The sequence below is a fragment of the Rhodococcus sp. p52 genome, from assembly GCF_000763325.2.
Lineage (GTDB): Bacteria > Actinomycetota > Actinomycetes > Mycobacteriales > Mycobacteriaceae > Rhodococcus > Rhodococcus pyridinivorans.
Genome location: NZ_CP016819.1, coordinates 3,384,005 through 3,404,971 on the forward strand (window position 1 = coordinate 3,384,005; position 20,967 = coordinate 3,404,971).

Annotated in this window: 16 protein-coding genes and 1 pseudogene; 9 read left to right on the forward strand and 8 right to left on the reverse strand. The window is 68.9% G+C overall.

Going from position 1 to position 20,967, the window contains the following annotated elements; genetic code table 11:
- The first annotated feature begins 52 nt into the window (after positions 1-52).
- Together IM25_RS15665 and IM25_RS15670 are read left to right on the forward strand one after the other, a co-directional pair.
- Positions 53-1,345: a solute carrier family 23 protein gene (locus IM25_RS15665; protein WP_052039972.1), complete on the forward strand. Its 1,293-nt coding sequence runs from the start codon at positions 53-55 to the stop codon at positions 1,343-1,345.
- A gap of 171 nt (positions 1,346-1,516) precedes the next feature.
- A complete protein-coding gene (locus IM25_RS15670) occupies positions 1,517-2,659 on the forward strand; it encodes an acyl-CoA dehydrogenase family protein (RefSeq protein ID WP_033096546.1) in 1,143 nt (380 codons plus the stop codon).
- A gap of 76 nt (positions 2,660-2,735) precedes the next feature.
- Here the strand turns inward: IM25_RS15670 and lexA are convergent, their stop codons facing one another.
- Positions 2,736-3,446 (reverse strand): transcriptional repressor LexA, encoded by a 711-nt coding sequence (lexA, locus tag IM25_RS15675; RefSeq protein ID WP_006551315.1) that lies wholly within the window; start codon positions 3,444-3,446, stop codon positions 2,736-2,738.
- A gap of 285 nt (positions 3,447-3,731) precedes the next feature.
- Here lexA and IM25_RS26935 point away from each other — a divergent pair, with 285 nt between their 5' ends.
- A complete protein-coding gene (locus IM25_RS26935; RefSeq protein ID WP_232333336.1) occupies positions 3,732-4,307 on the forward strand; it encodes a LysM peptidoglycan-binding domain-containing protein in 576 nt (191 codons plus the stop codon).
- 193 nt (positions 4,308-4,500) lie between these two features.
- Entirely contained in the window at positions 4,501-4,971 is a 471-nt protein-coding gene (gene nrdR / locus IM25_RS15685) for a transcriptional regulator NrdR (protein WP_006551317.1), read from the forward strand.
- Positions 4,972-5,013: 42 nt separating this feature from the next.
- Here the strand turns inward: nrdR and hrpA are convergent, their stop codons facing one another.
- Entirely contained in the window at positions 5,014-8,907 is a 3,894-nt protein-coding gene (gene hrpA, locus IM25_RS15690) for an ATP-dependent RNA helicase HrpA (protein ID WP_033096713.1), read from the reverse strand.
- Between the two features lie 73 nt (positions 8,908-8,980).
- Positions 8,981-9,774: pseudogene (locus IM25_RS15695) on the reverse strand (TIGR03621 family F420-dependent LLM class oxidoreductase); the annotation flags it as partial.
- Between the two features lie 124 nt (positions 9,775-9,898).
- On the opposite strand from IM25_RS15695, the gene IM25_RS15700 reads away from it, so the two are divergent.
- On the forward strand, positions 9,899-11,092 hold the full coding sequence (locus tag IM25_RS15700) for an aminotransferase family protein (protein ID WP_065996540.1): 1,194 nt from the start codon (positions 9,899-9,901) through the stop codon (positions 11,090-11,092).
- Here IM25_RS15700 and IM25_RS15705 read toward each other — a convergent pair.
- Positions 11,052-11,318 carry a hypothetical protein gene (locus tag IM25_RS15705; RefSeq protein ID WP_033096548.1) on the reverse strand — a complete coding sequence of 89 codons (267 nt, stop codon included), beginning with the start codon at positions 11,316-11,318 and terminating at the stop codon, positions 11,052-11,054. The two genes, IM25_RS15700 and IM25_RS15705, sit on opposite strands and share 41 nt — an antisense overlap.
- A 72-nt stretch (positions 11,319-11,390) precedes the next feature.
- Here IM25_RS15705 and IM25_RS15710 point away from each other — a divergent pair, with 72 nt between their 5' ends.
- Positions 11,391-12,101, forward strand: a complete 711-nt coding sequence (locus IM25_RS15710; RefSeq protein ID WP_006551321.1) for a hypothetical protein — start codon at positions 11,391-11,393, stop codon at positions 12,099-12,101.
- Positions 12,102-12,202: 101 nt separating this feature from the next.
- Complete coding sequence (locus IM25_RS15715; protein ID WP_033096549.1) at positions 12,203-13,132, forward strand: hydrogen peroxide-inducible genes activator; 930 nt, start codon at positions 12,203-12,205, stop codon at positions 13,130-13,132.
- A gap of 11 nt (positions 13,133-13,143) precedes the next feature.
- On the opposite strand, the gene IM25_RS15720 is transcribed toward IM25_RS15715, so the two are convergent.
- From IM25_RS15720 to IM25_RS15735, 4 genes are all read right to left on the reverse strand, one after another.
- Positions 13,144-13,908: a LysR family substrate-binding domain-containing protein gene (locus IM25_RS15720; RefSeq protein WP_033096550.1), complete on the reverse strand. Its 765-nt coding sequence runs from the start codon at positions 13,906-13,908 to the stop codon at positions 13,144-13,146.
- A 41-nt stretch (positions 13,909-13,949) separates the two neighbouring features.
- Positions 13,950-16,454 (reverse strand): DEAD/DEAH box helicase, encoded by a 2,505-nt coding sequence (locus IM25_RS15725; protein WP_033096551.1) that lies wholly within the window; start codon positions 16,452-16,454, stop codon positions 13,950-13,952.
- Positions 16,455-16,521: 67 nt separating this feature from the next.
- Positions 16,522-17,559, reverse strand: a complete 1,038-nt coding sequence (locus tag IM25_RS15730; protein WP_006551325.1) for an alpha/beta fold hydrolase — start codon at positions 17,557-17,559, stop codon at positions 16,522-16,524.
- Positions 17,560-17,733: 174 nt separating this feature from the next.
- Positions 17,734-18,756 (reverse strand): proteasome assembly chaperone family protein, encoded by a 1,023-nt coding sequence (locus IM25_RS15735; protein ID WP_033096552.1) that lies wholly within the window; start codon positions 18,754-18,756, stop codon positions 17,734-17,736.
- Positions 18,757-18,903: 147 nt separating this feature from the next.
- Between IM25_RS15735 and IM25_RS15740 the strand changes: the two genes are divergently transcribed.
- Both IM25_RS15740 and IM25_RS15745 read left to right on the forward strand, forming a co-directional pair.
- Positions 18,904-19,644 (forward strand): sensor domain-containing protein, encoded by a 741-nt coding sequence (locus IM25_RS15740; protein WP_230826296.1) that lies wholly within the window; start codon positions 18,904-18,906, stop codon positions 19,642-19,644.
- A 169-nt stretch (positions 19,645-19,813) separates the two neighbouring features.
- Positions 19,814-20,950: a DUF4192 domain-containing protein gene (locus tag IM25_RS15745; RefSeq protein ID WP_024100702.1), complete on the forward strand. Its 1,137-nt coding sequence runs from the start codon at positions 19,814-19,816 to the stop codon at positions 20,948-20,950.
- Positions 20,951-20,967: the final 17 nt, after the last annotated feature.

The following is a 20,967-nucleotide window of genomic DNA, read 5'->3' on the forward strand; positions in this document are numbered from 1 at the left end:
CGGGGCGGTCTGTTCTACGCCGATGAGGCTGCCGGTTCTACGATGACCTGTCGTGACCGAACGAGCGAACACGACCGGACGCACGACCACACGCCGCGGCTGGACCCTGCACGGCGACGGACGTCGCATCAACCCCGGTGCGGTGGTCGCACCGCACGAGCGACTGTCGTGGCCGCGCACCATCGGCATCGGGATGCAGCACGTCATCGCGATGTTCGGCGCCACCCTGCTCGTGCCGACGATCACGGGCTTCCCCGTCACGACCACGCTGCTGTTCTCCGGTATCGGCACCGCGCTGTTCCTGATCATCACGCGCGGCCGGGTGCCCAGCTATCTCGGTTCGTCTTTCGCGTTCATCGCGCCGCTCAGCGCCTCGGCCGGTTCCGGTCCGGCAGCGCAGCTCGGCGGGATCGTCGCCGTCGGCATCGTGCTGGTGCTTGTCGGCCTCGTGGTCAAGGCGGCGGGTTCGCGCATCATCGACGCGGTCATGCCGCCGGTGGTCACCGGGGCGATCGTCGCCCTCATCGGCCTCAACCTCGCGCCGACGGCCACCGGATCGTTCGAAGCCCAACCGCTCGTCGCCACGATCACGCTCGTGGTCACACTGCTCGTGACGGTGGTCGGCCCGGGCATGCTCGGCCGCCTCGGCATCCTCGTCGGTGTGATCGTCGGATGGATCTTCGCGGCGTTCACCGGGGCGATCGCGTCCGAGCGCATCGACGCCATGCGCGACGCGGCGTGGTTCGGCCTGCCCGATCTGCACGGCCCCACCTTCGAACTGTCGGTCGTGCTGTTGGCGCTGCCCGTCGTCGTCGTGCTGGTCGCGGAGAACGTAGGCCACGTCAAGGCGGTCGCCGCGATGACCGGTCGAAACCTCGACGACATGGCCGGCAATGCGCTCATCGCCGACGGCCTTGCGACCACCCTCGCGGGTGCGGGCGGCGGCTCGGGCACGACCACCTATGCCGAGAACATCGGCGTCATGGCGGCCACGCGCGTGTACTCGACCGCTGCATACGCCGTTGCGGCGGTCACCGCCGTCGTGCTGGCCTTCTCGCCGAAGTTCGGTGCGCTGGTGTTCACCGTGCCCGAGGGCGTCCTCGGCGGCGCGACCCTCGTGCTCTACGGCCTGATCGGCATCCTCGGTGTCCGCATCTGGACGGAGGCGAAGGTCGACTTCACGGATCCGGTCAACCTCACGGTCGCGGCCGCGGCGCTCGTCGCCGGCATCGGCGACCTGACCTTGTCGATCGGCTCGGTCGAACTCGGCGGTATCGCCTGGGGTTCGATCGGCATCCTCGTCGCGTACCCGCTGCTGCGCAGACTCGCGGATCTGCGCCGCTGACCGGAACCCGGCGCATCGGCCGACACCGACCCGTGCCCGCGGGTCGTTCGATACCGACGCGTACCCGCCGGGGTCGTCCGGGTCACAAAATGCGCTCGGTTGTGTCAGCGTCACTGCGCCCTCGTCTGCATACCGTGAGTATGTCGAACGACGTCTCACACAGGAGCGCAGATGCAACGCACCCTTTTCGAGCCCGAGCACGACCTCTTCCGGGAGTCGTACCGGAAGTTCCTCGAACAGGAGGTGGCCCCCTTCCACGAGCAGTGGGAGAAGGACAAGATCGTCGACCGTGAGGTGTGGAAGAAGGCCGGCGCGCAGGGCTTCCTCGGCATGGCGGTGCCGGAGGAGTACGGCGGCGGTGGCATGGACGACTTCCGCTACAACGCCATCATGGCCGAGGAGACCACCAAGCTGGGCTTCAGTGGTCTGGGCTTCATGCTGCACAACGATGTCGTCGCTCCCTACCTGCTCGAGCTCGCCAACGAGGAGCAGAAGAAGCGTTGGCTCCCGGGCTTCTGTTCGGGTGAGCTGATCACGGCCATCGCGATGACCGAGCCGGGCACCGGCAGCGACCTGCAGGGCATCAAGACCCGCGCGGTGCGCGACGGTGACGACTGGGTCCTCAACGGCGCCAAGACGTTCATCACCAACGGCATCCACTCCGATCTGGTGATCGTCGTCGCATGCACCGACCCGGAGAAGGGCGCCCAGGGCTTCTCGCTGCTCGTCGTCGAGCGCGGCATGCCGGGCTTCGAGCGGGGACGCAACCTCGACAAGATCGGCCTCGACGCGCAGGACACGGCGGAGCTCAGCTTCAACGACGTTCGCGTCCCGGCGGCCAACCTCCTCGGCCAGGAGGGCATGGGCTTCATCTACCTGATGCAGAACCTGCCGCAGGAACGTCTCGCGATCGCCGTCGTCGCCGCTGCTGCGATGGAGCGCGTGCTCGACGACACGATCCAGTACTGCCGCGACCGCAAGGCGTTCGGCAAGCCGATCGGCAAGTTCCAGAACACCCGCTTCGAGCTCGCCGAGCTCGCCACCGAGACCCAGCTGGCCCGGGTGTTCGTGGACCGGTGCATCGAGCTGCTGAACGAGAAGAAGCTCACCGTCGAGGAGGCCGCGATGGCCAAGTACTGGACCACCGACAAGCAGGTCGAGCTGATCGACCGCTGCCTGCAGCTGCACGGTGGCTACGGCTACATGCGCGAGTACCCGGTCGCCAAGGCGTACCTCGATGCCCGCGTGCAGAAGATCTACGGCGGCACGAACGAGATCATGAAGGAAGTCATCGGGCGCGGCCTCAACGTCTGAGGCACGTACGAGAAGGTCGGGGTGGCTTCGCTGTGCGGAGCCACCCCGGTCTCGTTCGTCTCCGGTGGCCCGGGGATCAGATCTTGCGGACGACCGTGACGACCTTGCCGAGGACGACTGCGTCGTTGCCCGGGATGGGTTCGAACATCGGGTTGTGCGGCATGAGCCAGACGTCGCCGTCGACCCGCTTGAACGTCTTGACGGTGGCCTCGCCGTCGAGCATGGCGGCGACGATATCGCCGTTGTCGGCGACGTTCTGCTGCCGGACGACCACCCAGTCGCCGTCGCAGATGGCTGCGTCGATCATCGACTGGCCGACGACCTTGAGCAGGAACAGCGAGCCCTGACCGACGAGTTCGCGCGGCAGCGGGAAGACATCCTCGACCGATTCCTCGGCCAGGATCGGACCACCGGCAGCGATCCGGCCGACGACGGGAACCATTGCCGCCGAAGGGATGTCGTCGGTCGACGAGCCGGCGACCACCTCGGGCGAGGACTCGGGTGCGGGGGTGGGTTCGAGACCGCGGACGTCCACGGCACGCGGACGGTTCGGATCCCGGCGCAGGAAGCCCTTCCGTTCGAGCGTGCGCAGCTGGTGTGCGACGGAGGATGTGGAGTTGAGGCCGACGGCGTCGCCGATCTCACGGATGCTCGGCGGGTACCCCCGTTCGCTGACGGAATCGCGGATGACCTCGAGCACACGACGCTGACGCTCGGTGAGGCTCGCGGTGGGATCGTCGGTCGCGGGTCCGCCCCGGCGGGCTGTGGATGTTCCGTCCGCCTTCATCGTGACCTCCGTGCGGCGAGTGTCGGATGGGTTGCAAGTTGCCTTTCGAATCTATCGAGATCCCGCGCGTATATCAAACAGATGTTCGAGATTCACCCTCCGAGGAGCTGCCGTCAGGCTGTGACTCGTGATAGAACATTCGAACAGACTTTCGTTCGAACACATGATCGAGTGGTCGGACGGGGTCGGAAGGCCACGCACAGCGACACGGACGGGGTCGGAAGACCACGCACAGCGACACGGACGGGGTCGGAAGACCACGCACAGCGACACGGAGGATTTCCGATGAGCAGAGCGGTTCGGATCGACACGGCGGTTCCGGTGGGTACGGCGCGACAGGGCGCGGTGGTCCGAACCGGTGCCTCAGTCCGGACGAGCACGGCAGGGCGGACCGTCGTGGGCCCGCCGGGAGCAGGTGCGCCCGGGGCGGCGGCATATCGCATCCGGCCGATCGCGACGTCGACGCTGCACAATCGCACCCGTGTCCCGGCGCGGACGAGACCGCGCGTCGCCGCGCCCTCGCGGGAACCCCTGCACCGCCGTTCGGAGATCGCACCGCGCAGTCGCCGGCCTGCGGAGGGGACGAGTTGGCGGCAGATGGCCACGACGGTGCTCCTCACCGCGCTCGCGACCACGATGCTCCTCGTGCTCGCCCACGTGCGCACCGATGAGGTGATCTCGCAGAGCGCCGGCACCACGGTCGTGCGAGAGGGGGAGAGCCTGGAGGCCTTGGCCGCTCGCGTGTGGCCCGACGTCCCGGTCGACGTCACGGTCGCGAGGATCGCCGACCTCAACTCGCTCGACGGTACGGCCGTGCAGGCCGGAAGCCGCCTCCTCTTGCCGGATTCCAGCCGGGAATGAGGGCGTCGTGGCCCCGCCGGACCCGCGATCCGCTCCCGAGCCGGACAGGCGGGGATTGTCTAACACTGTCAGTCACACCACTCCGTGTGGTTGCGGCGGTGTCGGCCCACTCGCGGGTGGAGACGGTTCCGGTCGGGAGACATCGCTTCGGCGCCGACGTCGCGACCCGCACGGGCACGACGAAGGAACCGACATGTACTGCCCGTATTGCCGCCATCCCGATTCCCGGGTGGTCGATTCGCGCGAGGCAGACGAGGGTGCCGCGATCCGTCGTCGGCGGGCGTGTCCCGAATGCGGGCGCCGCTTCACCACAGTCGAGACGGCCGTGCTGTCCGTCGTCAAGCGCAGCGGCGTGACCGAGCCGTTCAGCCGCGAGAAGGTCGTGCGCGGCGTGGCCCGCGCCTGCCAGGGGCGCGATGTCGACAACGACGCACTCAACAAGCTCGCGCAGCAGGTCGAGGACGCGGTGCGGGCGAAGGGCTCACCCGAGGTCCCGAGCCACGAGGTCGGACTGGCGATCCTCGGACCCCTACGCGATCTCGACGAGGTTGCCTATCTTCGATTCGCCTCGGTCTACCGTTCCTTCAGTTCTGCAGAGGATTTCGAACGCGAGATTCAGGAACTGCGCGAGCACAAGAAGTCCTGCTCGGTCGAGACCGACTGAGCGGCCCGGTCGAAGCCGACCGCACGCCGGCCGGTCCGGTCGCTACCGGATCCCGTCGATCGCCTTCAGGACGCGCTTCTCCGACACCGGGATCCGCGTTCCGAGACCCTGCGCGAACAGGCTCACGCGCAGTTCCTCGATCATCCAGTAGATCTCGACCACCTCGGGGGCGGCGCGCCGTTCCTCCGGCAGTCGTGCGAGTAGCTTGTCGTAGGCGCCGTAGACGCGATCGAGCACATCCATTCCCGCGGCATCGCGATGCGCACTCGCCGGCAACGCCTCCAGGCGTTGCGCGGCCGCGGTGAGATAGCGCGGCAGGTCGGCGATCCGCCGCGACCCCAGATCGGTGACGAAGCCGGGAAACAGCAACGACTGCAGCTGTTCGCGTACGTCGTCGGCAGCTTCGCCGTCCGACCGATCGAGGAGCACACCCACCTCGTGGGCGCGGGACAGCACGGGCACAACCGCTTTCAACAGACGGGCCACGCGCCCCGGCAGGTGTGACCGCACCGTGGACGCGAGCGCCTCGAACTCGTCGGGCGTGCGCACGGGTGCGCCGTGTGCGGCGATAAGTTCGTCCACCGCGCAGGCACGGCAGTCCTCGATCAGCGCTTCGAACGATCCGTCGGGGTTCCGCCCGAGCGCGAGCCGCTCCATGTTGGTCAGCCCCGAGGTCACGGCCTTCGCCTTCGTCGGTGCCGACGACAGAAGCAGGGCACGCAACCCCTGACGCGTCGCGTTCTGCTGGGCCTGCGGTGTGCTGAGCACGCGCACCGCGACGCCGTCCTTCTCCGCGACCAGGGCAGGGTAACCGGTGACCTTCCGGCCACCGACCTCGCGGGTGACGGTCTCCGGCAGGTTTCCGAGGGTCTCGGCCGTCCACACCACCGCCGCGGGACGTTCGGTGCCCGCAGCGGCGCGCGAGACCTCCGCTTCGACCCGCGGAGCCAACTTCTTCCGCAGGGCCGCCAGGCTCTTGCTGCGGCCGAGCACGGTGCCGCGCTCGTCGACCGCGGCGAAGGTCATCCGCAGATGGTCGGGCAACGCACCGGTATCGAAGTCCGAGGACTCGATCGTGCACCGGCCGAGCCGGGACAGCTCGCGGGCCATCGCATTGACGAGCGGTTCGGAGCGCGGCGTCACCGAGGCGAGGGCGGCCGCTGCGAAATCGGGAGCCGGTACGACCTGCCTCCGGAGGTGTTTCGGCAGGGTCTTGATGAGGGCCGTGACCAGCTCGGTCCGCATCCCGGGTACCAGCCAGTCGAAACCGACGGACTTGAGGTTCGCGAGCAGCGCGACGGGGACGCGGGCGGTGACACCGTCCTCCTCCGTGCCCGGCTCGAACTGGTAGGTGAGGGGGAACTGGATCTCGCCCTGGCGCCACGCGTCCGGATAGTCGCCCTCGAGCACCGAGGCGGCGTCCTGGTTCACCACGGTGTCCGGCGTGAACGTCAGCAGGTCGGGTTGCTGCCTGCGGGTCTTCTTCCACCACGTGTCGAAGTGCCGGGCCGAGATCGCCTCCGGGCCGACCCGCTGGTCGTAGAAGTCGAACAGGGTCTCGTCGTCGACGACGATGTCGCGCCGGCGCGCACGGTGTTCGAGTTCCTCGACGTCCTCGAGCAGCGCCCGGTTGTCGTGGAAGAACTTGTGCTGCGTGCGCCATTCGCCTTGCACGAGGGCGTGGCGGATGAACAGTTCGCGCGAGACCTCCGGATCGATCCGTCCGTACGGCACGGGACGCTGGGCGACCAGGGGGATGCCGTAGAGCGTGACGCGTTCGTAGGCCATCGCCGACTCGCGGCGCGTCGACCAGTGCGGCTCCGAGTAGGTGCGCTTGACCAGGTGCGGAGCGAGCTTCTCGACCCATTCGGGTTCGATGCGCGCGGCCGTCCGCGCCCACAGCCGTGAGGTCTCCACGAGTTCGGCGGCCATGACCCAGCGCGGAGGCTTCTTGAACAACGACGATCCCGGGAAGACGGCGAACCGTGCGCCGCGGGCACCGAGGAAGTCGCGCTTGTCGCCCTCGCGAAGACCGATGTGCGACAGCAGACCTGCAAGCAGGGACTTGTGGACGTCGTCGGGATTCACGTCGCGGTGGTGCGTCTGCCAGCCCATGTCGACAGTGATCTGACGGAGCTGCCCCTGCAGGTCCTGCCACTCACGGATCCGCAACCAGTGCAGGAACTCGTCGCGGCACAACCTGCGGAACCTGCTCGACGACAGTTCCCGCCGTTGCTCCTTCAGGTAGTCCCACAATCGCAGGAAGGCCAGGAAGTCCGAGCCCTCGACCGCGAACCGGGCGTGCTTCTCGTCGGCGGCCTGCTGGAACTCGGTCGGGCGTTCGCGCACGTCCTGGATCGACAGGGCCGCGACGATGATGAGCACCTCGCGCAGACATCCGTTCCGGTGGCCCTCGACGATCATGCGGGCCATGCGCGGATCGACGGGCAGGCGGGCGATCTCGCGGCCCGTCGCGGTCAGGCGCGGCGTCTCGCCCTTCTTGGCGGGTTCGAGCGCGCCGAGCTCCTCGAGCAGAGCGATGCCGTCGCGGATCGCGCGGGGATCCGGGGCCTCCACGAACGGGAACGCCTCGATGTCGCCGAGACCGAGCGCCGTCATCTGCAACACTACCGACGCGAGGTTGGTGCGCAGGATCTCGGGCTCGGTGAACTCCGGCCGGCCGTCGAAGTCGTCCTCCGAGTACAGACGGATGCAGATGCCGTCGGCGACACGACCGCACCGTCCGGCGCGCTGCCGCGCCGAGGCCTGCGAGATCGGCTCGATCGGCAGTCGCTGCACCTTCGTCCGCACCGAGTACCGCGAGATACGTGCGGTGCCGGGGTCGACGACGTAGCGGATACCGGGAACCGTCAGGGACGTCTCGGCGACGTTGGTGGACAACACGACCCGCCGGCCCGTGTGCGGTGCGAAGACCCGGTGCTGTTCGGCCGCCGACAGGCGTCCGTAGAGCGGGAGGATCTCGGTGTTGCGGAGCTTGCGGTCGCGCAGTGCGTCGGCGGTGTCGCGGATCTCGCGCTCGCCGGAGAGGAAGACCAGGATGTCGCCGTCGCCCTCGCGCTGGAGTTCCTCGACGGCCTCGCACACCGCGTCGACGGGGTCGCGGTCGACCAGCGTGTCGCCCACCTCGACGGTCAGCGGCCGGTAACGCACCTCGACGGGATAGGTGCGGCCGGAGACCTCCACGATGGGGGCAGGCGTGCCGTTCGCGCCGGCGAAGTGGCGCGCGAAACGTTCGGGGTCGATCGTCGCCGAGGTGATGATCACCTTCAGGTCGGGGCGACGCGGAAGCAGCTGCGCGAGGTAGCCGAGCAGGAAGTCGATGTTGAGGCTGCGCTCGTGCGCCTCGTCGATGATGAGCGTGTCGTACTGGCGCAGCAGGCGGTCGCGCTGGATCTCGGCGAGGAGGATGCCGTCGGTCATCAGCTTGACGAGTGTCGACTCGGTGACCTGATCGTTGAAGCGCACCGTGTATCCGACGGCGTCGCCGAGCTCGGTGTCCAGTTCCTCCGCGAGTCGCTCGGCGACGGCGCGCGCGGCGATACGGCGCGGCTGGGTGTGGCCGATCAGGCCGCGAACCCCGCGCCCGAGTTCGAGGCAGATCTTCGGGATCTGCGTCGTCTTGCCCGAACCGGTCTCTCCGGCGACCACTACGACCTGGTGGTCGCGGATCGCGGCGGCGATGTCGTCCTTGCGCTGCGAGACCGGTAGGTCCTCGGGATAACGGATCTCCGGGACCGACGACGCACGGGACGTGAGCCGGGCGCGGGCGGTCTCGATCTCGGCGGCGACCTCGGTCAGCGCCTCGCCGCCCCGCGCCCGGTCGAGCCTGCGACGGAGGCGGTTCTCGTCGCGGAGGGAGACCTCGGACAGGGCAGCGCGCAGTTCGCGACGATTCGGGGCGGGGGAGATGGACATGCTGATCACACAGCCTAGCGAAACGACCCGGTCGGGGCCGGTCGGGGAGGGCAGGCAGGCCAGGTGGTCGGCCCGCCAGAGCACGCACCCGGCCGATCACTTCACCGAAGGTCTCCCGGTACGGGGCGTGGACCGTGAAGTGGGTGAACCCGTAGCGCTCCCGGCTGTGCAGGATCTGCCCGGCCATCTCGTCGACCGTCCCGATCAGCACGAACGGCGAGTCGAGCAGGTCGTCGGCCTCGGCCGCGGTGGCGATGCGGAACGTCCCCGGTGGCCTCCCCGGCAGCAGGACGGCACCCGCGACACTCACGATGTCGGCGTGGGCGGCGACGACGGAAAAGATCCGGTCGCGGTGCCTCCGACGATCAGGGGCGGACCGTAGCCGCCGAATCCGCGCCGTTGCATCGGCCGGAGTACGGGCAGGTCGAACGCTTCGCGCAGCGCTGCCTGCTCGTCGAAGCCGGACCCGGTGAACGATCGCTGCAGTTCCTGCACGGTGGATTCGAGTCTCTCGGCGCGCTCGTCGAAGCGCTCCCACTCGATCCCGGCCGCCTCGAACTCCCATCTCATGTGGCCTGCGCCGAGGCCGACCTCGAGCCGGCCGCCGGTGAGCAGATCGGTGGTCGCGATCTCGCGGGCGAGCAGTGCCGGATTCCAGAAACCGGCATTGAGCACCATCGTGCCGACCCGCAGACGCTCGGTGGCACCGGCGGCGGCGACCAGGACGGGGAACGGCGCGGGGACACCGAGATGGTCGGCCGCGTACACCGCGTCGAAACCCGCGTCCTCGACGGCGCGGCACCAGCGAACGAACGCATCGGGAGACCCGACCTCGAAGATGTTGACGGAGAAGCGGAACTCGGTCATGGCACCAGGGTGGCGGGTACGGGCCTCCGGCGCCAGAGTCGTTTCCTCCGCATACGATGGCGGGTGTCGTGATCGTCGTGGACGGGAGTTGGTCGTGGGTGCGTTGTGGCACGGATTCGCCGATATGGGCGCGATCGAACGGGACGGCGCATTCGTCGTGTCGCGCGGGGAAGGCGCGTACATCTGGGACGACGCCGGCAACCGTTACCTCGATGCCACCGCCGGACTGTGGTTCACCAATGTCGGTCACGGCCGCACCGAGATCGGCGACGCGATCGCAGCGCAGGTCGCCAAGCTCGCCCACTACTCGAACTTCGGCGATCTGACCTCCGAACCCGCCGTCGAACTCGCCGAGCGTCTCGCGGGGATCGCCCCGGTTCCGGGCAGCAAGATCTTCTTCACCTCCGGTGGATCCGACTCCGTCGACTCGGCGGCCAAGCTCGCGCGGCGGTACTGGCAGGAGGTCGGGAAGCCCGGCAAGCGGCTGCTGGTCTCGCGCGAGAAGGCGTACCACGGCATGCACGTCGGCGGCACCTCGCTCGCCGGTATCCCCGTCAACGGTGAGGGCTACGGCCGCCTGTGGGAGGACACCGCGCGGGTTGCCTGGGACGACGCCAAGGCGCTGCTCGAACTCATCGATTCGGTCGGTGCCGACTCCATCGCGGCCTTCTTCTGCGAACCCGTCATCGGTGCGGGCGGGGTGTACCTGCCGCCGGACGGCTATCTCGCCGAGATCCGCGACATCTGCCGCGACCACGACATCCTGTTCGTCGTCGACGAGGTGGTCACCGGCTTCGGTCGTATCGGTGGTTCGTGGTTCGCGTCGTCGCGATTCGACCTGGAGCCCGACATGGCCACCACCGCCAAGGGACTCCCCTCCGGCTACCTGCCGATGGGCGCCCTGTTCGTCGCTCCGCGCGTCGCCGAACCGTTCTTCGCCGGAGACGTGTGGTGGCGCCACGGATACACCTACGGCGGGCATGCTGCAGCCGCAGCGGCCGCCCTCGCCAACCTCGACATCATCGAGCGTGAGAATCTGCTCGCCGAGGCGGCGCGGATCGAGCGGACGCTGCACGAGAAGCTCGCTCCGCTGGCGGACCACCCGCGGGTGGCGGAGGTGCGCAGCGGCCTCGGTGCGGTGGCGGCCGTGCAGCTCACCGATCCGTCCGAGGCGCTCGGTTTCGTCAAGACCCTGCGGCAGCACGGGATCTCGGGACGCGCGGCCGGTCAGGGCGCGATGCAGATCTCCCCGTCGTTCGTGATGACCGACGAGCAGATCACCGATCTCGCCGACGGAATCGCCGCAGCACTCGGCTGATCTTTTCCTTCGGCCCGATCGGTACCTCGGCGAGGGGGAGTTCGGCGCTGCCGTCGCGTGCGGCGAGCGAACGGGCATAGCGCTCGTGCAACACCGAACGCACCTCGTCGGGGCTGTAGTTCCGTCGCTGTCGCTCGTTGCGGGCGGCGACAGCACCGGTCGCCGCGACTCCCACGATCCCAGCGAGTCCGACGAGCTTCCACCACTTGCCACCGCGCAGTGCCATGGGGCGACCCTAGCGGTCCGTCGGGGTCATGGGGACGACCCCAGCGGCCGTCGGGCATGGCAGGCTGACGGCATGGACACTTCGTCGGCAGATCGGTCCGCCGGTGCGCGTTCGCGTCTCACCCTCGACGAGGCCGTGGCGACGACCCGCACGGGGGACCTGTGGATCTTCCGCGGCGCCACCCCGGCCGACCGAGCAATCCAGACGCTGACCAACGCACCGGTGAACCACGTGGGGATGACGGTCGCGCTCGAGGACCTGCCGCCGCTGATGTGGCACGCCGAGCTCGGACGCAGTCTCCCGGACATGTGGACCGGGCGGCACCAGCGCGGCGTGCAGTTGCACGACCTGCGCAGTGCGGTGCAGGTGTGGGCCGCGCGTTACGGCCAGCGCGGCTGGCTGCGTCAGGTCTCGGTGGCGGTCACCCCGGACCAGGAGGACCAGCTGCTGCGCACGATCGCGCGGCTCGACGGCACACCGTTCCCGTCGACGACGAAACTCACGGGGCGATGGTTCGCGGGCCGGCTACCGCGCCGTCGCCGGGCGGCCGTACCGTCCGGTGGGCTCGAGAGCGCGTACTGCGCCGAAGTGGTGGGGCTGACGCTGGAGGAGATGGGGTTGCTGCGGCAACGGCACCGGGGGAGCAACTGGTACGACCCCGGCCGGTTCTGGAGCGGCGACCGGCTGCCGCTCGCTCCCGGTGTGGAGTTCGGTGGCGAGATCGAGGTCGTGCTGGACGAGGACGACCTCGCTGCCGGAAGAGCGGCGGGCTCGGCGTCGTAGGACCTGGCAGTCGGCGCAGCGAGCGCCCGTCTCGTGGTCGACGCACGACCGTCCGATAGCTGCGAAAGGTAGAGACGATAGGTCGCACTACACTGATAGGCGTGACCGATCAGAGCTACCAGCCCACCCTCTCGCAGCTGCGTGCCTTCGTCGCGGTGGCCACCTACCGCCACTTCGGCACGGCAGCAGCGCGACTCGAGGTCAGCCAGCCCACCCTGTCCCAGGGGCTGGCGGCTCTCGAGAACGGCCTCGGCGTCCAGCTCATCGAGCGGAGCACCCGCCGCGTGCTCGTGACACCGGTGGGAGCGCGCCTGCTTCCCTACGCGGAGGTGGTACTCGACGCCGCCGACGGCTTCGTCGCCGCGGCTGCAGGAGTGTCCGACGGACTCTCGGGCCCGCTGCGGGTGGGCCTGATCCCCACCGTCGCGCCCTACGTCCTGCCCGAGATCCTGCCCGCACTCGACCGGGCGATGCCGGCGCTGTCGCTGCAGGTCGTCGAGGACCAGACCGCGCGTCTCCTCGACGCCCTGCGCGCCGGAACCCTCGACGTCGCCGTCCTCGCCCTGCCCGCAGACGTCTCGGGTGTCATCGAAGTGCCGCTGTACGACGAGGATTTCGTCCTCGTCCTGCCGACCGGACACGAACTCGCCGGGCGCACCGACCTCTCGGTCTCCGCGCTCGACGACGCACAACTGCTGCTGCTCGACGAAGGCCACTGCCTGCGCGACCAGACACTCGACCTGTGCCGGTCCATCGACGCGCGACCGGCACTCGGCGACACCCGCGCGACCTCCCTGTCCACCGTGGTGCGCTGCGTCGCAGGACGATTGGGCATCACCCTCGTCCCGGCCTCCGCGGTCGCCGTCGAAACTGCCCGGGGAGACCTCGAGGTCGCGCACTTCGCGGACCCGGCACCCGGCCGCCGGATCGGGCTGGTGTTCCGCTCGTCGTCCCCACGCGGAGTCGACTACCGCATCCTCGCCGACACCATCCGTGGCTGCGTCCCGCCGACCTGCCGCCCCGTCTCCTGACGAAGACCCCCTCAGCGCCGACCACGCCGAGGCTTCCCGGGGCGCTTCCGCGCGGACGTCCCCGCCCGGCGGGACGTCTTGGGCTCGGGCGCGCGGCGCTTCGGGGTCGAGCCCTTGCGTTCGCCACGACGCGAGGTGCCGCCCGACTCGGCGTCCGGCTCGGAATCGCTGCGGCCACGGGAACTGTTGGCCGTCCGTCCCCGGACGATGCCCACGAACTCGTCGACGTGATCGGTCGTCCGGTCGGTGACCCACACGAGACCCACCTGGGACGCGGGCGCGTCGACGACGGGACGGTAGGTCAGGTCGCGGCGGTGGTACAGGCGGGCGAGCGACTGCGGCGTGACGAGCACACCCACCTCCGAGGCGACGTGCGAGATCGCGTCCTCGGTGGTCGCGGGCCGCTCGAACGCCTCCTCACCGGGTAGGGCGACCCAGTCGAGCACGTCGTCGAGCGGATGCAGCACCGTCTCGTCGGCGAGGTCGGACACCGACACCTCGTCGACCGCCGCGAACACGTGCTCCTTGGGCACCACTACGACGGAGACCTCGGTGTAGAGCGGGATGACCGACAGGCCGTCCCGCTGCAGCGGCAGGCGCAGCAGCGCGATGTCGGCGACGTCCTCGCGTAGCGGATCCGCACCGGCCGTGGGTTCGACGGGGACCAGTTCGATCGGGACGTCCGGCATCCGCTCGTTCCACACCCGCACCCACTTCGCGGGGGTGACACCCGGGACGTAGGCCAAGCGGAAGGGTTGCACGGTCGGTTCGCTCACCGAGTCAGGCTACCGCTCCCGAGGTCCGCCGCCTGCGACGATCAGCCCTCGACGATCTCGAACTCGTCGAACACCACTTCACCGGCCGCATCGGACTCGCGGAGGTTCACCTCGCCGATCAACGCCCAGCCGTGATCGCCCTGCGGATCGTGCAGGGTCTGACGCACCCGCCACAACTCGGGACCCATCTCGACGGTGAACAGCAGCGGTCCACGCGCGTCGGGGCCGGTACCGATCTCGTCGTACTCGTCGAAGTACAGCTCGAGCAGGTCTTCCCAGTCCTCGGCGTCGAGACCGTCGCCGAGGGCCGCGAGTTCGTCCCAGCGTCGACGCGAGGCCAGCTCGACCCGCTTGAACATCGCGTTGCGGACCATGACCTTGAACGCGCGGACGTTCGCGGACAACGGGCGAGGGGAGTCGACGCCGAACGCGATCTGCTGGTCGTCGGATTCCACCCCGGGATGGGTGAGGGACTCCCACTCGTCGAGCAACGATGAGTCGACCTGCCGGATCAGCTCGCCGAGCCACTCGATGATGTCCTCGAGTTCCTCCGTGCGCGCGGCGTCCGGCACCGTCTGCCGCAGCGCGCGGTAGGCGTCGGCGAGATAGCGCAGGACCAGCCCCTCGGAGCGGGCCAGGCCGTAGTGCGAGACCATCTCGGAGAAGGTCATGCTGCGCTCGATCATGTCGCGCACCACCGACTTCGGCGAGAGGGGGAACTCCGACACCCAGGGATGCCCACCCCGGTACGTCTCGAAGGCCGGCTCGAGCAGCTCCACGAGCGGCTTGGGCCAGGTGATCTCCTCGAGCAGTTCCATCCGCTCGTCGTACTCGATGCCGTCGGCCTTCATCTGTGCGACGGCCTCACCGCGTGCGGCATGCTGCTGCGCCATGAGCACCTGACGGGGATCGTCGAGGGTCGATTCGATGACCGACACCACATCGAGCGCGTAGGTGGGGGAGTCGACGTCGAGCAGTTCGATCGCTGCGAGGGCGAACGGCGACAGCGGCTGGTTGAGCGCGAAGTCGCGCTGCAGGTCGACGGTGAGGCGGGCCCGGCGCCCGAACTCGTCGGGCTCGTCGAGTTGCTGCACCACACCCGCTTGGAGCAGGCCCCGGTACAGCGAGATCGCCTTGAGGATGTGCTTGCGCTGCGACGGACGGGGTTCGTGGTTGTCCTCGAGCAGATGCCGCATCGCGTCGAAGCAGTTGCCCGGTCGCGCAATGACGTTGAGCAGCATCGAGTTGCTCACCGAGAACCGCGACTGCAGCGGTTCGGGCGACGCCGCGATCAGCTTGTCGAAGGTGCCCTCGCCCCACGAGACGAACCCTTCGGGTGCCTTCTTGCGCTGCACCTTCCGGCGCTTCTTCGGGTCGTCCCCGGCCTTGGCGAGGGCCCGGACGTTCTCGATCTCGTGCTCGGGGGCCTGTACGACGACGGTGCCCATCGTGTCGTATCCCGCGCGGCCTGCGCGACCGGCGATCTGGTGGAACTCGCGCGCCTTGAGCTGCCGGGTGCGGGTGCCGTCGAACTTCGTCAGGCCCGTGAGCAACACGGTGCGGATCGGCACGTTGATGCCGACGCCGAGCGTGTCGGTTCCGCAGATGACCTTCAGGAGCCCGTCCTGCGCGAGCTTCTCGATCAGGCGCCGGTACTTCGGCAGCATGCCCGCATGGTGCACACCGATACCGTGCCGGACGAGACGCGAGAGGGTCTTGCCGAAGCCGGTGGAGAACCGGAAGTCGCCCAGCGCGGTGGCGATCGCCTCCTTCTCGGCCTTCGTGCACATGTTCACGCTGGTCAGGGCCTGGGCGCGCTCGAGGGCCGCGGCCTGGGTGAAGTGCACGACGTAGACGGGTGCCTGATGGGTGGTGACAAGTTCTTCGATCGCTTCACCGATGGGTGCCTGCGAGTACGAGAAGGTCAACGGGACGGGTCGTTCGGAGCCCGAGACCTCCACCGTCGGCCGTCCGGTGCGGCGGGTCAGATCCTTCTGTAGGAAGGTCACGTCGCCGAGCGTCGCGGACATGAGCAGGAACTGCGCGTGCGGCAACTCGATGAGCGGAACCTGCCACGCCCACCCGCGGTCGGGTTCGGAGTAGAAGTGGAACTCGTCCATCACGACCTGGCCGATGTCGGAGTCCGGTCCCTCGCGCAACGCGAGATTCGCGACGATCTCGGCGGTCGCGCAGATGATCGGCGCTCCGGCGTTGACCGATGCGTCGCCGGTCATCATGCCGACCTTGTCGGCACCGAAGATGTCACACAGGGCGAAGAACTTCTCGCTCACGAGCGCCTTGATCGGGGCGGTGTAGAAGGTGCGCTTCCCGGCAGCGAGCGCGAAGAAGTGCGCGCCGAGCGCTACCATCGACTTTCCCGAGCCGGTGGGCGTGGCGAGGATGACGTTGGAGCCGGCGACGAGCTCCATGAGCGCTTCCTCCTGCGCCGGATACAGCGAGATGCCACGATCCGTCGTCCAGGTGGTGAACGCGTCGAACAGCGCGTCGTCGTCGACGGGGTCGGGTATCAGATCGGGAAGCAGCACTTCTCCAGGCTAGTCGGAAGGACCCGACCCACCGCCGCGGGTCGCGTGGCCCGGCGTGTAGTGCAGGTCAGGTGGCGCTGCGCTCGTCCGAACCCATCGCGCCGAGCACCGCCATGCGGGTCTCCGGGCCACCGCTGATCTGCGACTCGCTCACACCCGACACGAGGAGCCGGCGCCAGCGGTCGAGGTCGAACTCCAGGGGAGCGGTGGTCTCCAGGAAGTTCTCGACCACCCGCAGGAAGCGCAGCGGGTCGTCGCGGAACGGGAAGTGGCCGGAGCCCCGGAAGATCTCGAGACGTGAACCGGGCATGGCCGAATGCGCGAGATAGGCGTGGGCGATGGGGATGACGCTGTCGTGATCGCCCCAGATGAGCTGGACGGGAAGGTTCTCCGTCAGATAACAGCGGTCGAGCATGGTCACCACCTGACCGCGCCAGTCGACCACCGCGCGCAGCGTGCGCAAATACGCTTCGTAGGCCGTGGGGTCGGGGAGGTTCCCCAGTACGCGCACCAGATCCGAGGTGTCGTGCAGCAGGGCACCGGGCCTCAGTGGCGATCCGTTGACCCGGTTCAGCATCGCGCCGGCAGCGCGCAGGACGGGCATCGCCCCGGGCAGTCGCAGGACCCGCAGCGCTTCGCTGACGATCGGCACCGAGATCAGCCGCAGGGCAAGATGGACGTCCTTGGTGACACCGCCGGACGCGACGAGCACCAGACGCTCGACCATGTGCGGGAACTGGTAGGCGAACTGCATCGCCACCCCGCCGCCGAGCGAATGGCCGATCACCGTGACCGATTCGATCCCGAGGACCGACAGCAGGTCGCGCATACCGTTCGCGTAGGCGGCCACCGAGTAGTCGGCCCGCGGCTTGTCGGATCGACCGTGCCCGAGCAGGTCGGGGGCGATCACGGTGTACTTCTCCGCCAGGTGCGGGATCACGTCCTGCCAGGTCGACGAGTCGTCACCGATTCCGTGTACGAGCAGCAGTGCGGGACCGCTTCCGGCCAGGCGGAACGCGCGTCGGTAACCGTGGATCGTGCGGAACACGATGCGGGGTTCGTTGTCCGGAACCGGGCGGAGCGTCCGGGCGCGCGGTGGAACCATGAGCGTCTCCTGCGACGTCGGTGATCGCGTGGTGGTAGTCAGGCTGCCCGACCCGTGGCCGAGAGCCGGACACAACTACCACTGTGGCATGTCGCCGAAGCGTACATGTCTGTATGTGACGTCGACAACGACGATTGTGATGATCATGAAACATCCGGCGAACCCGCCGTGGTGTCAACGCGGAGCGGAATCGTCCCCGTCGTCCGGGTCGAACTCGCCGAATTCGCCGTCGCCGGTTCTTCCGTCGTCCGGACCGGGGAGATCGCCGCCGGGACCGGCGCCGCGCCGGTCGTATTCGGCGAGGAACCGCTCGAACTCCGCCCCGATCTCCTCACCCGTCGGCAGACTCTCGTCGGTCGGCAGGGGAGAGGTCTGCTGTTCCTGGGCGGCGACGTAGCTGTCGTATTGCCGCTCGAGCGCGTGTACCACGCCGAGGACCTCGGCATTGTCCTCGATGTGCTCGTCGATCTGCTCCCGCACCCGCGCCGCGGCCTCACCGAGCGCCTGCAGAGACAGCTCGAGACCGCCGACCTCTGCGACGTTCGTCAGCAGCGTTTCGGCGGCCGCCGGATAGTCGGTCTGGGCGAGATAGTGCGGCACGTGGACGGAGAAGCCTACGGACTCGTGCCCGTGCTGGCCCATGCGGTATTCGAGCAGCGACGACACTCCCGCGGGCACCTGGAGCTCGCCCGACCAACGGTGGTGCCCCGCGATGAGGTCCTTGTTCGTCGAGTGCGCGGTGACCGCCAACGGCCGGGTGTGCGGGATCGCCATGGGGATCGCGTTGAGTCCGATGGTCCGCCGCACCCCGAACTGCTCGGCGAGCAACCGCACCGCGGTGATGAAACGCTCCCACTTCAGATCCGGCTCGGCACCCGCGAGCAGCAGGAACGGGGTGCCGGCCTCATCGATGAGCGCGTACAGGTTCAGTTCGGGCTCGGCGTAGTCCGAGAAGTGGTCGGCCTTGAACGTCATGAGCGGCCGACGCGACCGGTAGTCGATCAGTTCGTCGACGGCGAACGACGCGACGAGCTCGGTCTCCAGACTCTCGCGCAGGTGCGTGGTCGCCAGGCGCACCGCGTGTCCCGCGTCGGCGAAACCTTCGAGACCGTGCACGAGGACCGGCCCCTCACCTTCCGGGGAGGTGAGCTGCGGAGCCGGGAATTCCAGCTCGTACATGCGGGACTGTTCGTCCATCTGCGAACCACTCCGATCACACTTCGTCTCGGCATCTCCGCCGGGGTCACCCGACGTGGCATGGTGGTGTTCGAGTCTAATCGACGCTACGACGACCGATTCCGGGGCGCACATCCTGCCCGACGTCGACGACCGAGGGAGGTTCGGGTGACCCGACGCGACACTCGTCCGAGGCGCCGCGCATCGGCCGCCCGAAGCGCGGTGGCGACAGCGTGCCTGATGCTCGCATCCGCCTGCTCCCAGACCGTCTCCGGCGACCCCCGGCCCGAACCGGCAGCCCTGACGGGAACCGCGCCTGCACCTGCACCCGCGATTGTCCGGGCACCGGGCGAGCTGGTGCTTCCTCCCGAACGTTTTCCCGAACCGTACGTCGCGGTGGTCCTCCCACCGGAGGCCGTGGCGCAGGCAGCGCCCGACCTGACCGGGATCCAGCCCGGCTCGAAGGTCGATCCGGGCGGATGTCTGCCGCCCCCGCAGAATTACGGCCCCGAGAGCACCGCCATGGTGGTCGGTACCGACAACGCCAGTCGCGCGACGATCAGTGTCGAGGTCACCCGTTCCGCTCCGGACGTCGGCGAGTACCGCACCTATCTCACCGAGTGCTCGCAGGTGGACGCCACCGTGCGGGGGATCACCTCGACCGTCTCGACCGTCCTCGGCGACGATCCCGCCATAGCCGTCGACGGGGCCGAGACGCTGGCCCTGACCCGCACGGTCGACTCCGGCAGGGGATCGGGTGGCATGACGCAGTCGATGGCCGCGCGGATCGCGCAGATCGGGGACGTGCGTGTGACGGTCACGTACCTGTCCTTCGACGCGGCGCCGCCCGACGCCGACAATCTCGACCTCGTGTTCCGGGAGGCCGTCGACTTCGCCGCCCGCCCCTGACGGGGCCGGGCGCGCACCCTAACAGCGTTCACCGACGGGATCGTCCGTTCGGCACGGGTCGACGATGCCGGTCGCGGAGTTGTCCACAGCCGGCCGGTTCATCCCCAGAAGGCCGCGGAACGACCCCGGGAGTCGCTTTCCGCTCGGGCCGATGGGCCACGGTTCGAGCATGACAACTTCCACGCCTTCGTCGTCGCATCCCCTCCGTCTCACCGATGTCGGTGACGTGATCGCCGCCCTGCCCGCCCTCATGGGCTTCCCGCCGATGCGTTCGATCGTCGTGATGTGCCTGACCCCGACGGGTGACGCTCCGACCCGCCCGAACGGGAAGGTGGCGAGTATCGGCGCCGTGATGCGACACGACCTCGTCCTGCCCCGGCCCGGAGAGTCGGTCCCGGAACCCATGCGCGCGGCGTTCCGGCGCTTCTGCGCCGTCTGTGCCCGCGAGGGCGCGGAATCTGTGGTGGCCGTTCTCGTGGACGACGACCTCATCGACCGGCACGATCCGGTGATCGCCGACGTGTGCAGGCTCGTCGACGACTTCGCCGACCATCTCGACGCCGTCGGCATCGACCTGGCGGGGGTGTACGCGCTACCGGAGATCACCGGTGGAGCGACCTGGTTCGTGCCCGGCCAGAACATCACCGGCAGCGTGGCCGATCCCGGGTCCTCGGTGGTCGCGGTGGCCCGGGTGTTCGAGGGCAGCCCGATCCGAGGCTCCCGCACCGAGCTCGCCGCACTGCTCGCGCCGTATCCGCCGGCGGTGAGACAGGAAGTCGCGCGGTGTATCGACGAGGTCGTCGAGACCCGCGACCGCGAGTACGAACGCTGTGCCCGCGAGGGCGGCGGCGAACGCGCCGACCGTCTCGAACTCGAAACCGTGCTCGCACACATCGAGACGTACGCCGGCGGAACGGATCCCAGCGCGTCCGACATCGCCGAGCTGGCCGTCCTGCTCGCCAACCGCACGGTGCGCGACGCCGCCATGGGACTTGCGACCGGACCGCTCGCACGGCCGGCGGAGCGTCTGTGGACCGAGCTCGCCCGGGCCCTGCCCGATCCCGAGCGCGCCGATGCCGCCGCGCTTGTCGGCTTCGGCGCTTACGTGCGCGGCGACGGTCCGCTCGCCGGGGTCGCGCTCGCAGCGGCCCTCGAATCCGATCCCCGCCACCGGCTTTCGGATCTGCTCGACCAGGCCCTGCAGGCGGGACTGCGTCCCGAGTCGATCCGTGGCCTCGCGGAGACCGGACACGAGATCGCGGCGCGGCTGGGACTCGAACTGCCGCGCGGCGACGAACCGTCCTGAACCGGAGCCGTGTCCTC

Coding starts and splice junctions, on each gene's coding strand:
- IM25_RS15670 (WP_033096546.1), top strand. CDS start 1,517: ATGCAACGCACCCTTTTCGAGCCCGAGCACGACCTCTTCCGGGAGTCG.
- lexA (WP_006551315.1), bottom strand. CDS start 3,446: ATGAAGGCGGACGGAACATCCACAGCCCGCCGGGGCGGACCCGCGACC.
- IM25_RS26935 (WP_232333336.1), top strand. CDS start 3,732: ATGAGCAGAGCGGTTCGGATCGACACGGCGGTTCCGGTGGGTACGGCG.
- nrdR (WP_006551317.1), top strand. CDS start 4,501: ATGTACTGCCCGTATTGCCGCCATCCCGATTCCCGGGTGGTCGATTCG.
- hrpA (WP_033096713.1), bottom strand. CDS start 8,907: ATGTCCATCTCCCCCGCCCCGAATCGTCGCGAACTGCGCGCTGCCCTG.
- IM25_RS15700 (WP_065996540.1), top strand. CDS start 9,899: ATGGGCGCGATCGAACGGGACGGCGCATTCGTCGTGTCGCGCGGGGAA.
- IM25_RS15705 (WP_033096548.1), bottom strand. CDS start 11,318: ATGGCACTGCGCGGTGGCAAGTGGTGGAAGCTCGTCGGACTCGCTGGG.
- IM25_RS15710 (WP_006551321.1), top strand. CDS start 11,391: ATGGACACTTCGTCGGCAGATCGGTCCGCCGGTGCGCGTTCGCGTCTC.
- IM25_RS15730 (WP_006551325.1), bottom strand. CDS start 17,559: ATGGTTCCACCGCGCGCCCGGACGCTCCGCCCGGTTCCGGACAACGAA.
- IM25_RS15735 (WP_033096552.1), bottom strand. CDS start 18,756: ATGGACGAACAGTCCCGCATGTACGAGCTGGAATTCCCGGCTCCGCAG.
- IM25_RS15745 (WP_024100702.1), top strand. CDS start 19,814: ATGACAACTTCCACGCCTTCGTCGTCGCATCCCCTCCGTCTCACCGAT.